Source organism: Rhizobium sp. SJZ105, assembly GCF_007828365.1.
In the GTDB taxonomy this organism is placed as follows: Bacteria; Pseudomonadota; Alphaproteobacteria; order Rhizobiales; family Rhizobiaceae; genus Agrobacterium; species Agrobacterium tumefaciens.
In genome coordinates this window covers 1,644,922-1,659,196 of sequence record NZ_VIUP01000001.1, presented here as the reverse complement: position 1 = coordinate 1,659,196, position 14,275 = coordinate 1,644,922, and the positions used below count along the sequence as shown (strand labels likewise).

At 57.9% G+C, this 14,275-nt stretch carries 16 protein-coding genes; 7 read left to right on the top strand and 9 right to left on the bottom strand.

What is annotated here, in order from left to right; all coding sequences use genetic code 11:
• The first annotated feature begins 120 nt into the window (after positions 1–120).
• Positions 121–1,008 (top strand): NAD(P)/FAD-dependent oxidoreductase, encoded by an 888-nt coding sequence (locus tag FB593_RS08405; RefSeq protein WP_112290998.1) that lies wholly within the window; start codon positions 121–123, stop codon positions 1,006–1,008.
• On the opposite strand, the gene FB593_RS08400 is transcribed toward FB593_RS08405, so the two are convergent.
• Positions 1,009–1,791, bottom strand: coding sequence for an AraC family transcriptional regulator (locus tag FB593_RS08400; protein ID WP_162696544.1), 783 nt, complete (start codon positions 1,789–1,791; stop codon positions 1,009–1,011).
• 94 nt (positions 1,792–1,885) lie between these two features.
• Between FB593_RS08400 and FB593_RS08395 the strand changes: the two genes are divergently transcribed.
• Positions 1,886–2,293, top strand: coding sequence for a DUF2000 family protein (locus tag FB593_RS08395; RefSeq protein ID WP_003514594.1), 408 nt, complete (start codon positions 1,886–1,888; stop codon positions 2,291–2,293).
• Between the two features lie 71 nt (positions 2,294–2,364).
• Here FB593_RS08395 and lepA read toward each other — a convergent pair whose 3' ends face one another.
• From lepA to FB593_RS08380, 3 genes are all read right to left on the bottom strand, one after another.
• Entirely contained in the window at positions 2,365–4,203 is a 1,839-nt protein-coding gene (lepA, locus tag FB593_RS08390) for a translation elongation factor 4 (protein WP_025592156.1), read from the bottom strand.
• A 61-nt stretch (positions 4,204–4,264) separates the two neighbouring features.
• Entirely contained in the window at positions 4,265–5,134 is an 870-nt protein-coding gene (locus FB593_RS08385; protein ID WP_112290996.1) for a carbon-nitrogen hydrolase family protein, read from the bottom strand.
• A complete protein-coding gene (locus FB593_RS08380) occupies positions 5,131–5,739 on the bottom strand; it encodes a GNAT family N-acetyltransferase (protein ID WP_162696534.1) in 609 nt (202 codons plus the stop codon). The genes FB593_RS08385 and FB593_RS08380 overlap by 4 nt, the downstream gene beginning before the upstream one ends.
• 73 nt (positions 5,740–5,812) lie before the next feature.
• Between FB593_RS08380 and FB593_RS08375 the strand changes: the two genes are divergently transcribed.
• The 3 genes from FB593_RS08375 (at position 5,813) to FB593_RS08365 (ending at position 7,431) form a co-directional block, all read left to right on the top strand.
• Positions 5,813–6,214, top strand: a complete 402-nt coding sequence (locus tag FB593_RS08375) for a ketosteroid isomerase-related protein (RefSeq protein ID WP_003514602.1) — start codon at positions 5,813–5,815, stop codon at positions 6,212–6,214.
• 94 nt (positions 6,215–6,308) lie between these two features.
• Positions 6,309–6,890: a helix-turn-helix domain-containing protein gene (locus FB593_RS08370; RefSeq protein ID WP_041694296.1), complete on the top strand. Its 582-nt coding sequence runs from the start codon at positions 6,309–6,311 to the stop codon at positions 6,888–6,890.
• A 22-nt stretch (positions 6,891–6,912) separates the two neighbouring features.
• Positions 6,913–7,431, top strand: a complete 519-nt coding sequence (locus FB593_RS08365) for a GNAT family N-acetyltransferase (protein ID WP_013635312.1) — start codon at positions 6,913–6,915, stop codon at positions 7,429–7,431.
• A gap of 10 nt (positions 7,432–7,441) precedes the next feature.
• Here the strand turns inward: FB593_RS08365 and FB593_RS08360 are convergent, their stop codons facing one another.
• Complete coding sequence (locus FB593_RS08360) at positions 7,442–8,518, bottom strand: alpha/beta hydrolase family protein (protein ID WP_112675218.1); 1,077 nt, start codon at positions 8,516–8,518, stop codon at positions 7,442–7,444.
• A 143-nt stretch (positions 8,519–8,661) separates the two neighbouring features.
• Between FB593_RS08360 and FB593_RS08355 the strand changes: the two genes are divergently transcribed.
• Positions 8,662–9,750 (top strand): helix-turn-helix transcriptional regulator, encoded by a 1,089-nt coding sequence (locus tag FB593_RS08355; protein WP_162696533.1) that lies wholly within the window; start codon positions 8,662–8,664, stop codon positions 9,748–9,750.
• A gap of 3 nt (positions 9,751–9,753) precedes the next feature.
• Here the strand turns inward: FB593_RS08355 and FB593_RS08350 are convergent, their stop codons facing one another.
• Positions 9,754–10,857: a TRAP transporter substrate-binding protein gene (locus FB593_RS08350; protein WP_013635316.1), complete on the bottom strand. Its 1,104-nt coding sequence runs from the start codon at positions 10,855–10,857 to the stop codon at positions 9,754–9,756.
• Positions 10,858–10,995: 138 nt separating this feature from the next.
• A complete protein-coding gene (locus tag FB593_RS08345) occupies positions 10,996–11,469 on the bottom strand; it encodes a group III truncated hemoglobin (RefSeq protein WP_065661469.1) in 474 nt (157 codons plus the stop codon).
• 140 nt (positions 11,470–11,609) lie between these two features.
• Between FB593_RS08345 and mbfA the strand changes: the two genes are divergently transcribed.
• Entirely contained in the window at positions 11,610–12,593 is a 984-nt protein-coding gene (mbfA, locus tag FB593_RS08340) for an iron exporter MbfA (RefSeq protein ID WP_003514615.1), read from the top strand.
• Positions 12,594–12,656: 63 nt separating this feature from the next.
• Here mbfA and FB593_RS08335 read toward each other — a convergent pair whose 3' ends face one another.
• Positions 12,657–13,271 carry a transglutaminase-like cysteine peptidase gene (locus tag FB593_RS08335; RefSeq protein WP_003514617.1) on the bottom strand — a complete coding sequence of 205 codons (615 nt, stop codon included), beginning with the start codon at positions 13,269–13,271 and terminating at the stop codon, positions 12,657–12,659.
• Between the two features lie 118 nt (positions 13,272–13,389).
• Positions 13,390–14,178, bottom strand: coding sequence for an alpha/beta hydrolase (locus tag FB593_RS08330; protein ID WP_145166460.1), 789 nt, complete (start codon positions 14,176–14,178; stop codon positions 13,390–13,392).
• Between the last annotated feature and the right edge of the window lie 97 nt (positions 14,179–14,275).

The window sequence follows — 14,275 nt, the reverse complement described above, 5'->3', positions numbered from 1 at the left end:
ACCAGTTAGCATATGACGTAACAATATAAGTTGCGTGACTATTGACTCTAAAATTCATGTAACAATATAAGTATCGTGAAACGAACGGGCGCTTCCGGCTCGGTGAACGATAGGTCCATCATGAAATACGAAGTCATCATCATCGGCGGCAGCTATGCGGGCCTGTCCGCCGCCTTGCAGCTCGGGCGCGCGAGAAAAAACATCCTGGTAGTGGATGCGGGTGAGCGGAGAAATCGCTTCGCCAGCCATTCCCACGGTTTTCTCGGACAGGACGGCAAGGCGCCGGGCGACATCATCGCCGAGGCACGCCGCCAGATCGAGTGCTACCCGACGATACACTGGGCAAAGGGCAGGGTAACGAATGCCGAAGGATCATTCGATGACTTCGTCATCGAGATCGATGGCAATCGCCGCGAAAGGGCGGCCAGACTAATCCTTGCCACAGGCGTTACGGATGAACTGCCTGATATAGCCGGGCTGAAGGAACGCTGGGGCAGCGCCGTCTTCCATTGCCCCTATTGCCACGGATACGAACTGGATCAGCGCAGGATCGGCGTCATCGCGGCCTCACCGCTGGCCATCCACCATGCACTGATGCTTCCGGACTGGGGTGAAACGACCTTTTTTACCAACGGTATATTCGTGCCGGATGCCGAACAGAGTGCGCTTTTGTCAGCCCGGGGCGTTCGGGTGGAAAAAGAGCGTATCAGAGAGATCGCAGGGCATGCGGATGTTGTTCTTGCGGATGGGTGCAGCATTGCTTTGGCCGGTCTTTTCACGCAACCGAAATTGCGGATTGCCTCGGATTGGATCGAAAAGCTCGGTTGCACCGTGGAAGAGGGGCCGATGGGTTCAAGCATCGTGACAGATGCCGTGAAACAGACAACAGTGCGCGGAATCTTCGCCTGCGGTGATGTGGCAAGGCCCGCCGGCTCGGTCGCTCTTTCCGTGGGGGATGGCGCCATGGCTGGGACTGCGGCTCACAGGTCGATCATGTTTCCGGAATGATCAGTGCGAAACAAGGCTTAGCCAGCGCCCCGGAGGCATTCCGAAGGCATTCTTGAAGTGGCGGGTAAAATGCGCCTGATCCGCAAAGCCGCAGGCAAACGCCGTTTCCGCAAGACCCGCACCCGCCCGCATCATGTCCTTGCATTTTTGCAGACGCCGCATGATGAGATAACGGTGCGGGCTCGTGCCAAACAGGGAGCGGAAGTGCCGAAAGAGCGTGAAGCGATCAAGCCCGCTTATTTGCTCCAGCTTCTCTGAGCTGACGGCAAGCGCGCTGTTCTCCAGCAGGTAATCCCGGCAACGGAAAACGGCGATCCGGTCAAGCCGCTTGATTGTTCTCTGGTTTCCGTTCGAATGCTTCCAGAGCAGATCCGACAGTCTCGATTGCCAGTCGGTCAGGAGCAGATTGTCCGGCTCGCCTTCGAGATTGCCGAGAGCCTCTATCAGGCATTGCCGGAACTCACCGTCTTCGATGACGGGATTTTTTGCAAATGGCAGCGCGTGAAATCCGGTCGCCACCTCCATGGTTTTTTCCGGCGGAAGGTAGAGCATACGGTAGCGCAGACCTTCGTCGGTGCCGGCACCACCATCGTGAACTTCGTCCGGATGTAGCACGATAACCTTTCCGGGCGTGCTGAAATGCGATGTGCCACGATAGGAAAACGTCTGGACGCCGGAAAGCGTCACACCGAGCGCATAGGTGTCATGGCGATGGGGTGCATAGGCGTTGCCGTGAAAGCGCGCTTCGATGCGCTCGATCCCTTCGCTGGAAGGGGCCTGCACGATCCCCTCGAATTTGCACGAACGTTCAAGATCGCTCGTACCCTGAGGGGCTAGGGTCGCTTCTCTTTCGTAACCACAGCCAGATTGAGTTCGCATGTTTGATACCAAGATCGCCGTCATCCTTCGTGATGACCTTGCCGTGTGGCAAAAACTGAACGTCACCGCATTTCTCATGTCCGGCATCGTCGCCCAGACCAGAGAGATCATCGGGGAACCATACCGCGACGGGGCGGGTAACGTCTACAATCCCCTGTCCGTCCAGCCGATAGTCGTCATGGCCACGGATCAGGAGGCACTGCGCAAAATCCACCAGCGATCCCTGGAACGCGAGGTCACGACATCGCTCTATATCGAGGAAATGTTCGCAACCGGTCATGATGTTGCCAACCGCCAGGTGTTTTCGGAATTTTCTCCCGACAATGCAAAGGTCGTCGGCATGGCGCTTAGGGCGGACAAGAAAATCGTCGACAAGATTACCAAGGGCGCGAAGCTGCATGCCTGAGCAGCTGCCGTGAATGTAAAAAGGGAGGCCGTAAGCCTCCCTTGTCAAATCAGCGACGATTTAGCGGCCGCTTATTCGTCGTTCATCTTCAGCGCAGCGATGAAAGCTTCCTGCGGAATCTCCACCTTGCCGAACTGGCGCATGCGCTTTTTGCCTTCCTTCTGCTTGTCCAGAAGTTTGCGTTTACGCGTCGCATCGCCACCGTAGCACTTCGCCGTCACGTCCTTGCGCAACGCGCGCACGGTTTCGCGGGCGATGACCTTGCCGCCAATGGCCGCCTGGATCGGGATCTGGAACATGTGCGGCGGAATGAGTTCCTTCAGCTTTTCGCACATGCCGCGTCCGCGCCGGTCAGCCGCCGAGCGGTGGACCAGCATGGAGAGTGCGTCCACCGGGTCGCCGTTCACGAGGATCGACATCTTGACGAGATCGCCTTCGCGATAGTCGATGATGTTGTAGTCGAACGAGGCGTAACCCTTCGAGATGGATTTCAGGCGGTCGTAGAAATCGAACACCACTTCGTTGAGCGGCAATTCATAGGTGATCATCGCGCGGTTGCCGACATAGGTCAGCTCCGTCTGCAGGCCGCGCCGGTCCTGACAGAGTTTCAGGATACCACCGAGATATTCGTCGGGCGTCAGGATCGTCGCCTTGATCCACGGTTCGCGGATTTCCTTGATCTTCACGACATCAGGCATATCCGCCGGGTTGTGCAGTTCCTTCTCGGTGCCATCCGTCAGCGTCATTTCATAGACGACCGAAGGTGCTGTGGCGACCAGATCGAGATTGAACTCACGCTCGAGGCGTTCCTGAATGATTTCAAGATGCAGCAGACCGAGGAAGCCGCAACGGAAACCAAAGCCGAGAGCGGCAGACGATTCCATTTCGAAGGAGAAGGAGGCGTCGTTGAGGCGAAGCTTGCCCACCGCCGCGCGCAGATCTTCGAAGTCGGCTGCATCGACAGGGAAGAGGCCGCAGAAAACCACGGGCTGCGCTGGCTTGAAGCCGGGCAGGGCCTGCGCCGTCGGGCGCTTGTCGTCGGTAATGGTATCGCCAACACGCGTATCGGCGACTTCCTTGATCGAGGCGGTGATGAAACCGATCTCGCCGGGGCCGAGGCTGTCGACATTGACCATCTTCGGGGTAAGTACGCCAACGCGCTCGACGCCGTATTTCGCGCCGGAACCCATCATGCGGATCTGCTGGCCCTTGGTCAGCACGCCGTCGATGACGCGCACCAGAACCATGACGCCCAAATAGGTGTCGTACCAGCTGTCAACGAGCAGTGCCTTGAGCGGCCCGTTCTCACCGACTTCGCTCTTCGGCGGTGGCAGGCGGTTGACGATGGCTTCGAGAACATCGGGGATGCCAAGCCCGGTCTTGGCCGAAATCAACACAGCTTCGGAAGCATCGATGCCGATTACTTCCTCGATCTGTTCCTTGATGCGGTCGGGCTCCGCGGCCGGCAGGTCGATCTTGTTCAAGACCGTCACCAGCTCGTGATTATTGTCGATTGCCTGATAAACGTTGGCCAGCGTCTGGGCTTCCACACCCTGAGATGCGTCCACCACCAGCAGCGAACCTTCGCAGGCCGAAAGCGAGCGGGACACTTCATAGGCAAAGTCGACGTGACCGGGCGTGTCGATGAGGTTCAGCACATAGGTTTCGCCGTTATTCGCCTTGTAGTGCAGGCGTACGGTCTGGGCCTTGATGGTGATGCCGCGCTCGCGTTCGATATCCATCGAATCGAGAACCTGTTCCGACATATCTCGCTCGGCAAGGCCGCCTGTCGACTGGATCAACCGGTCGGCCAGCGTCGATTTGCCGTGATCGATGTGGGCAACGATCGAGAAGTTGCGGATATGGTCCAGGGGCGTGCGGGTCGAATTTGTGCTCATGCCCCGCGCTATAGCAGGGGCTTCTCATGCCGCAAAGCGGGAATTTGGTTAAAAGCCCTTTAAAATGGGCTTTTCAGATCGCAAACTGCTCCGGCCAGTCGCGGCGGGTGGCCACTTGTCCTTCGGTTCTAAGCTTGGCCACGGCAGCAAGGTCGATATCGGCGATCAGCAACGTGCTGTGTGTCACCGCATCGCTTTCGCTTTCCGCGACGATACCCGATGCCGGCATGCCATAGTCGGATGGCACGTAAAGTGCTGCGCGGCCACGATTTTCATCGACGGCGGGAGACCATGGAGCCTCACCCGCCGTGGGGGAGGAGAGAACGGCATATTGGTTTTCCAACGCCCGCGCCTGAGCGCCGATACGCACCCGGTAGGCGCCGGCCAGCGTATCGGTGCAGCTGGGAGCGAGAACCAGTTCGACGCCAAGCTCGGCCAGCTTCCGGCCAAGCATCGGGAACTCGTTGTCGTAACAGATGAGGATGCCGAGCCTGCCGATCGGCGTCTCGAAGGCTTTCAGGCCCTCGATGCCGGCAAGGATGTTCCATTGCTCCCGCTCGAAGCGCGTCATGATCTGCTTGTCCTGATACCCGATCAGTCCGTTGGGGCCGAACAGCCATGCGCGGTTGCGGAACTTGCCGTCCTTGTCTTTCACTGGCGCGCTGCCCGGCTGAAACAGGATTTGATGTTGCCGCGCCAGCTCTTCACAAAGCTCGACCCATGAGGGGATGAGCGGCTGTATCTCTTCGATGGAGCGGTGCAGGTCCGAGCGCGCATCGGGCGGCAACTGCCCGGTCAGCGTCATGGCCGAATATTCCGGCAACAGCAGCAGCTCGGCGCCTTTTTCTTTCGCCTCGCGCACGATGGCGGAAAGATGGGCGGCATAGCCTTCCCATGTCTCGATGAGTTCGATGGCATATTGGCTGGCGGCGAGTTTCGTCATCTGTTTTCCTCTCCGGCAGCAAGGGTCTTCATCCAGAAGGACAGGGGCTTTGGGCTTTCGGTGCTCTCGTCTAGATCCCGCCAGGTGAAGCTGGTGTGCAATTCCGGGTGATGGCGATAGCCGCGTTTTTCCCAGAAGGTACTCAGCGGCACGTAATCCAACGGCCGGCGCGGGTGGTCGGCGGGGCGCTCGACCGCGCAGAAGGTGCAGCAGTTGAAGCCGAGCTTGCTCGCATGCGCCTCCCGCTCCGCAAAGAACCGCACCCCGATGCCATGCCCGCGATAGCTGGGCAGAAGCACGCTTTCGCCGAAGTAAAATATCCGGTCCGGATCGTAACCCGCCTTCAGGAAGGGCGCCTTCACCTCGTCGGTCTCGGCCGCCATGGGCATGCCGGTGGACATGCCCACCACGTGTGCGCCATCCAGCGCCAGCACAAAAACCGCGCCTTTCGTGTCGGCATAGGTGGCGAGATATTTGCGCTCGTAATCCAGCGATCCGTCATAGAGATAGGGAAAGGCGCGAAACACTTCGATCCGCAGGCGCGCAAGGTCATCGAAATAGGGCGCGGCCTCGATGCCGGAAAGAGACTTGATTTCGACGGTCATGGGCATTTTCACTTTCGGTTGCACTGGTTATACCGTCATGGAAAACCCGCGCAAGCATTGAACGGAGAAGACAATGACCGCCACTGAGACCATCCGCGCCTATTACGATGCCTTCAACCGTCAGGACATGGATGCCTTTCTGGCGCTTCTTCACGACGAGGTGGTACATGACATCAATCAGGGCGAGCGTCAGACCGGAAAGCCGGCTTTTGCGTCCTTCATGCAGCACATGAACCGCTGCTATAAGGAAAACCTCACCGACATGGTCATCATGGCGAGCGAGGACGGTAAGCGCGCCTCTGCGGAATTCATCGTGAACGGCGAATATCTCGCAACCGATGAAGGCCTGCCGGAAGCCGATGGCCAGACATACGTCCTGCCGGCTGGTGCATTCTTTGACCTGAAGGATGGAAAAGTTAGTCGAGTAACGAACTACTATAATCTGAACGATTGGATCGCCCAGGTCGGTGCCTGATGCATCTTTGCCGCGCGCAGAACCCGCGGTAAAAAGCGATCGCAATTTCCATTATAGTAGATATTGACTCCATCATGTGAGAATGTATTCTCGCATGATGGAAAATGAAGATCATATTCTCGAACGCTCTATCGGCGACCGCATCAAGACGTTGCGCGCTCAAAATGGTTTGACCCTGGACCGGCTCGCCGCCGAATCCGGCGTCAGCCGCGCCATGATTTCCCGCATCGAACGTGGCGAGGCGAGCCCCACGGCCTCGCTTCTTGCCCGCATCTGCGCAGCGCTAGGCCTGTCGCTCTCCGGCTTTTTCGCCGAAGACGAAGAGGCTGTTTCACCGCTGGTGAAAAAGCGTGACCAGCAGCTCTGGAAAGACCCGGAGACCGGTTATGTGCGCCGTGCCATCTCCCCGCCACGCGTCGGTTCCGATGTCGATATTGTCGAGGTCGAGTTCCCGGCGGGCGCACGTGTCGGTTTCCCGCCGCATGCGGCAAGCCGCGGAATGACGCAATATGTCTGGCTTTTCGAAGGTGTGCTGGAGATGACGAGTGGTGGAGACGTGCACCGGCTGGAACCCGGCGATTGCCTTTTCATGCCGGTGGGTGAGGGACATGTCTTCCACAATCCCTCAGAAAAACCTGCCCGTTATGCCGTCGTGCTGGATCAAAGACAGCGCTGATTTTCCCCGACAGGAGTTATTAATGGCCACCATCCGCGTATTGAACCGGGCAGAGACGATCAATGCCTTGCCCGAACTTTGTGACGTTATCGCCGACTGCGTGAATGGCGGCGCGTCTGTCGGTTTCATGCTGCCTTTCTCCCCAAAAGATGCCGAGCCGTTCTGGCAGGAGGTAGCCGATGCCGTGGAAGCAGGCAGCACCATTCATGTGGTGGCGGAAGTAAACGATAAAGTGGTGGGCACGGTGCAGGTCGGTCTGGCCTCCAAGCCCAACCAGCCACATCGCGGTGATCTGATGAAGCTTCTTGTGCATCGGTCGGCACGCGGGCTGGGACTTGCACGAAAGCTCATGGAAAAGGTGGAGCAGGAAGCGGCAAAACGTGGCCGTACCCTTTTGGTGCTGGATACGGCCACGGGTAGCGATGCGGAGGCAATTTATCCCCGTCTTGGCTGGGAACGCGTCGGCGTCATCCCCGACTATGCGCTTTTTCCCGACGGGCGTTATTGCGGCACGACCCTGTTTTACAAAAGGATCGGCTAGGTTCTTCTGGTTATTGACCCGGCTTCAGCGTGCGGTTTAAGGCGTTGACGATCATGGTTTCCAGCTGTGCATGAATATCCTTACGGTCGCGGGGCCCGGCCGGTTCGCAGATCGGATCGCGCTCGCCAACGGATTTGAGAAACGCGTCGGCATCAGGCTTGCAAAGGGGCAGGAAGCTGAAATGGTTGGCCTCGTCGACCTGTCGGTAAGTAGAGGCAGGCACTTGTGCTGCAAGCTCGTCGGCAAGGACAGCGGGCGGTATTTTACCTTCGCTGCCAAGATTGATGAAGGTCAGCGGAATATCGATTTGTCTCAGGCTGTCCGGCTGGAACGCCAGCGCCAGACCCGGATCGACCAACACGGCGGAACGGATGCGTGGATCGCGGTTCTGCTGCTCGAAACGGGCCTTGTCGATGGTTCTGAGATCGAGCTTCGGTACGCTGACCGGCTCGTTATTGACATAGGCCCGGCCGCCGGCAAACCACTGGCAATCCATCATTGCTGCATTCTCTTCACAATAGCGCACATAGGCGTCAAGATCGGCTCGTGCACCTGCAATCTCCATCGCCGCGCTGCCGCCCAGCGAAAAGCCGAGAACACCGATGCGTTGCCCGTCGATCGCACCTGACCACGTGCCGTCCGTCGTCAAGGCCGTGACGATTGTGGTTAGATCGTTCGTCCGCTCCCAGATTTTCGGCGTGTCGGCAGGCGTCGAGTCACCACTGGTCGTGCCGGGATGATTGGTTCCGGCGACGATGAAACCTTCGCTGGCGAGTTTCGCTGCGATCCAGGCCATGCCTTCAGCGCGCGAGCCGGACCCGTGCGAAATCAACACGAGGGGGAAATGGCCGTCTTTGATGGTCGCGTCCTTCCGAACCGCCGTTCCCTGAAAGATACGGTTCTCGGAGGAAAGCGCCGGTGTGCCGTCTCCGCCTTTGGCCGGATACCAGATCGTAACGTCAAGGTTTGTGTTGCGGGCCTTGGAAGGAACAGGGATGCTTGTAAGCCCGACATCCTCTGCGGCAAATGCCTGCGGGGAAAAAGCCGCGCACATAAGAAGTGCGACAAGGGTGTTTTTCAGTGTCATGAGAGCCTCTCCGTTTGACAAGGTGGATGCTCCCGTTTTCCTTTTAGGGCGAATAAATGCGTCCTTGATCGCGTTAAAGGTCGTGCCGAAACGCGATCTGGTCCATGAATGGGTGGTAATTCATCGCTTCGGGATCGTTATCCGTGCTTTTCATTCCCTTGCCTTTTGTCGTCGCACTTCTGCTGGTCGTCATGTTCATCGTCTTCTTTCGAGGCGGAGAGGATATGCGAACCAACCGGGCGTTTCTGGCGCTCATCGCGCTTTGCGCCGTGCAGTCCGTTCTTGTCGGCTTGCGCTGGGGATATGGTGTGAGCGAAGCGCGTTATGTTTTGCCTGTTCTGGCTGCCTGCCTGCCGCCTCTCGTCTACATCGCCTTTCGCGGACTGATGGGCGTTGGAGTTGAAAGCAGGAGAGCGATGTTTGCCAGTCTTGTGCTTTCACCTTTATTCGTCGTCTTTCTGGAGTTCGTCCTTCCCGTTGCGATCGATTTTGCGCTGATCGTGATTTTTGTCGGGCACGCCATTGCCTTGCTTCTTTTGGCAAGAAAAGGGCCGGATGGGCTGGACGAGGCGCAATTTGCCAGCGTCGCATCTGCGCATAAGGCGCTTATTGTCGCCGCGGTCGCTCTCTGCGTTTCCGCGTTCTTCGATCTTCTGGTGTTTTTCGATTTCGAGTGGGCGCATGGAGAAAATGTCGCCGCACTTGTCAGCAATGCCAATCTTCTCGGGCTTCTGCTGATCGGTCTCATGGCTGCACTTGCCGGCAAAAGCAAAGCGCCGCAAACGGCTGCCCAGCCTGCTGCGGAGTTGTCTTTGCCGGCGCCTTCACAACAGGACCGGGACGTTGTCGAAAGGCTTGATCGCTTGATGGAGACCCACACGCTCTACCGCGATGAGAATCTAAACCTGTCACGGCTCGCAAAACGTCTCGGTCTGCCGAGCCGGCAAATCTCCGGCGCGATCAATCGCTCGCTCGGCGTTAACGTCTCGCAATATGTCAACCAGCTGCGCATCCGCGAAGCCTGCCGGCTGCTGGAGGAGAGGGATCAGTCGGTCACTGCGATCATGCTGTCTTCCGGCTTTCAGACCAAATCCAACTTCAACCGGGAATTTCGCCGCGTCACCGGCATGAGCCCGATGGACTGGCGTGAACGCGAGGTGTGGAAGCTGGTATCGAATACAAAAACGGCCACCCGGCAGATGCCGGATGGCCGTTTGAAGATACTGAAATGAGGATCAGAGCGTGCCGTTGCGCTGCTGGATCATCATATAGGTGTCATAGGTATATTCGGCGATCTGTGCCCAGAGATAGGCGTCCTTCTTGAACGCCTGCTGGCTATCGTAGATCTTCTTGAAGCTCTCGTTCTTGGCCGAAATCTCGGCATAGGTGTCCTGCGCCGCCTTGTGGCAGACGTCGAGGATTTCCTGGCTGAACGGCCGCAAGATGGCGCCCTGCGCCACGAGTTCCTTCAGAGCCTTCGGATTGCGTGCGTCATAACGCTCCAGCATGCTGGCGCTGCCGGCGGCGCAGGCATCTTTCAGAATACGCTTGTAGTTCTCCGGCAACTCGTTGAACTTCTGCAGGTTCACGAAAGCATGAACGGCTGGGCCACCTTCCCACCATGCGGGGTAGTAGTAATATTTCGCAACCTTGTAGAAGCCGAGCTTCTGGTCGTCATAGGGACCGACGAATTCGGTTGCATCGATGGTGCCCTTTTCGAGAGCGGCGTAAACATCGCCGCCGGCGATCTGCTGCGGTGTCACGCCAACCTTCTGCATCACCTGGCCGGTTAGGCCGGCAATGCGCATTTTCAAGCCCTTAAGGTCATCGATGGTGTTGATTTCCTTGCGGAACCAGCCGCCCATCTGGGCGCCGGTGTTGCCGAGCAGGATCGAGTAGATATTGTGCTGGGCAAGAAACTCATTGAGCAACTCGTTGCCGCCCGCCTGGTTGAACCATGCATTCGTCTGGCGTGCATTGAGACCGAAGGGAACCGAGGTCCCGAGCGCGAAGGTCGGGTCCTTGCCGACATAGTAGTATGAGCAGGTATGCGCCATTTCGACGGTTCCAGCCGTCACCGCATCCGCTGCCTGCAGCGCCGGCACGATTTCGCCACCGGCGAAATGCTGGATGACGAAGTTGCCGCCCGATGCTTCCTTGACATGATCGGCGACGATCTGGCCGGCACCGAATAGAATGTCGAGGCCCTTGGTGAATGACGACGTCATGCGCCAGGTGATTTTGGGGTTTTCCTGCGCAATGGCCGGAGCGGCCAGCACGGTTGCGGTAACACCGGCACCAACAGCGCCCGCCTTGCGAATAAATGATCTGCGATCCATGTCGATAAGCCCTGATATGTCTGCATATTACAGGCGAACCGTACGGTACGCCTCCCACTGGCTACTAAACATTTATCCTTGCGGCCATCAAGGGGAATATTTGGACTTGCCGGGCCTGCTATCATCGCCCGGATGGGGCTACGGATGCATGCGTCTTAACGCCGGATCATCCATTGCAGGATTATAAAACAGCGAAAGCGTCAGGCTTTTTGCGATGCGTTCCGCAGTTTCCATGAACCAGCTATGGGCTTGTGGGCTCGGCGCGATATCGTCAAGGGTAGCCGAAAAAAGCGCCAGCCATTGCGGGAACAGTTCCGCCGACATGCCTTTTACGCCAAGATGCGCCTGCACCGGCTTGCCGCCGTAGCCGCCATTCTTGAAGGCGACGGCGGCCCAGAACTGTTTCATCCTGGCCATATGCTCCGGCCAGCGCCCGGAAAGCCGCGCATCGAAGACAGGGCCCAGCGTGGGATGTTCCAGAACGCGGCCGTAAAATGTTTCGACCAGCAGGTCGACGAAACCTACGTCGATGCCGATAGCCGCCATGGCCTCTTCCGCCCTGTTCTGAATTTCCGCGTTGTGGGCGGCCTTTGCCGCGGTCTGGTCCTGCATTGTGCTTCCTTTTGCGGCAGAACCTACGTGGCTCTTCGACACTCCGCAATGCGACCCTTTGGCATATTAGAATAATTCTAAAAGGCTTGATTGTGACGTGATCAGGATGTATTTAGAATTATTCTAAAGAGGTTCCAGCCATGTTCCGCAGTCTTTTTTCCCTGTCCAAACGCCCGTTCTCCTCGCTTGGCGAACAGGAAATCCTCGCACTTGCCATCTCGTCCGAAGAAGACGATTCCCGCATCTACCGCTCCTATGCCGATCATCTGCGCGCGCAATATCCGCAATCCGCAAAAATCTTCGATGATATGGCCGAGGTGGAGCAGCAGCATCGAAACGTGCTGATCGACATGCACCGCAGGCGATTTGGGGAAACGATCCCCCTGATCCGCCGAGAGCATGTGCGTGGCTTTTACGAGCGCACGCCGGACTGGCTGGTGAAGAACCTGTCGCTCGACAAAATTCGTGCGCAGGCGGAATTGATGGAGGCCCAGGCGATCCGTTTTTACGATGAGGCTGTCAAGCGAACCAGCGATGCCTCGACCCGCAAGCTGCTCGGCGATCTGGCCGAGGCTGAGCGTGGTCACGAAGACATCGCGCAGATGCTGGAAGAGAAACATCTCGACGAAAACGGCAAGACAGAAGAGGCGGAAACCGCAAAGCGGCAATTTCTTCTGACCTTCGTGCAGCCGGGTCTTGCGGGACTGATGGATGGTTCCGTATCGACGCTGGCGCCGATCTTCGCAGCCGCCTTCGCCACGCAGGATACGTGGCAAACCTTCCTGATCGGCCTTTCGGCCTCCGTTGGCGCGGGTATTTCTATGGGCTTCACCGAGGCGGCCCATGATGATGGCAAGCTTTCCGGTCGTGGCTCTCCGGTAAAGCGCGGTCTCGCCTCAGGCATCATGACGGCCGTTGGTGGCCTTGGCCATGCGCTGCCCTATCTCATTCCGCATTTCTGGACAGCAACGGCCATCGCCGCGGTCGTCGTCTTCGTGGAACTCTGGGCCATCGCCTTTATTCAGAACCGTTTCATGGAAACGCCGTTCCTGCGGGCAGTGTTTCAGGTAGTGCTCGGCGGTTCGCTGGTGCTGGCCGCCGGTATCATCATCGGCAACGCCTAGTGAATAAAAAAGCCCGCAGCGTTTGCTGCGGGCTTTCTGCATTGAGCCTATAATATCTGCCGATCAGCGCAATGCGCCGACCAGAACGTCGCGGCCATCCTCGATGGAAACCCAACGGCCCGAATTGAAGGACGCCTGCCGCTTCAGATAAGTGTAGTTGGTGTCGGTCCAGAGCTTCACGTCGTCGGTGAGATTGTCGAGAATATAATCGCCATCGGTGGTGCGGAGCGTCAGCACGGCATGGCCCTCGCCATCAGGCTTGCGCACGACAGTGATCAGCAGGTCAGCAACGGAAAACCCACGCTCGATCAGCTTCTTGCGCTTCAGCAGCACGAAGTCCTCACAATCGCCAGCGGTCGTGGGATATTCCCAGACTTCTTCCTTGCCGTAGATTTCCATGTCGGTCATGGCGACGATCGAGGTGTTGACGGATGTGTTGATCTCGCGAACCACACCCCAGCCATACTCGGTGACCCGTGGCGGCGGCGTCAGCTTGCTTCGAATGTTGCACTCGCTCGCGTATTTCTGGCAGAACTCATAATGGCCGATCGGCTGGGATGTGATCCCGCCCGTCACCATGGAAGGGCTTCCCTTGGTTTCCGCCACGGCGGAGGCAGCAGTCAATAGCCCGGCGGCAACTGCAAACAGCAGCGCACGCGCCAGCGGTGCGTTCATCATGAAACCCGTCCCTTAATTCTTAATGAAAAGTTAAGAGGGTTGGGGGGCAGGAGTCAATCACTAGCCATCGGCGGCGCGCAAGACTCGTTAAATATGGTTAAGATCGTTGCGCAAATGCCTATGTTGCAAGGGCTTTGACGGCAGCCAGCATCCTGCCGATATCCTGCGGCCGGGACAGCCGGTGGTCGCCATCGCGGATCAGCGTCAAGACGACGTCGTCAGCAGGAAGATGTTCGAGGAGCTTCAGCGCATGCTGATAGGGAACATCGGGATCGCGCATTCCCTGCAGGATGTGAACCGGGCAGCCCGTGGTAATGATGCCGGTGAGGACGCGGTTCTGCTGCCCGTCTTCCATCAGCGCGCGCGTAAAGATGTTTGGCTCGGGGCTGTATTCCGAATGTTCCTCGAAATAACCTTTTTCTTCAAGCGACCGTTTTTCCGCATCCGTGAGGCTCGGCTCTATAAGGTCCACCGTGAAATCGGGGGCTGGCGCAATGAGGACCAGACCAGCGACGGACGGCGTGCCGCCGGCCTTGCGCAGTTCCTCGACCATGCGCAGCGCAATCCATCCACCCATCGACGAACCGATAAGGACGACGCGCGACGGCGCCTTTTCGCGCACGACGGCAAGTGCCTCTTCCAGCCATCTTGAAATCGTGCCCTTTTTGAAGTCACCGCCGGAAGCGCCGTGCCCGGAATAATCGAGCCGCAGGCAAGCAATGCCGTTTTCCGCTGCAAAGCGGTCGAGTTCCACCGCCTTGGTTCCCGTCATGTCGGAACGGTAACCGCCGAGCCAGACAAGCGTGGGTGCATCTTCTCGTGAAGTTGCCGGGCGATGAAGGACGGCGATGTCGCGGGCGTCGTCGCCCATGCCTACCCGCAGGAATTCAGCGGCTTGTTCAGTCATGTATATGCAATTCTCCTGAATTTCGCGCAACAAAGGCGGCGTATTTGCAAAAACCGTGACAACAGGTGATCTTTTCGGGCAGATATGCTATTGACTT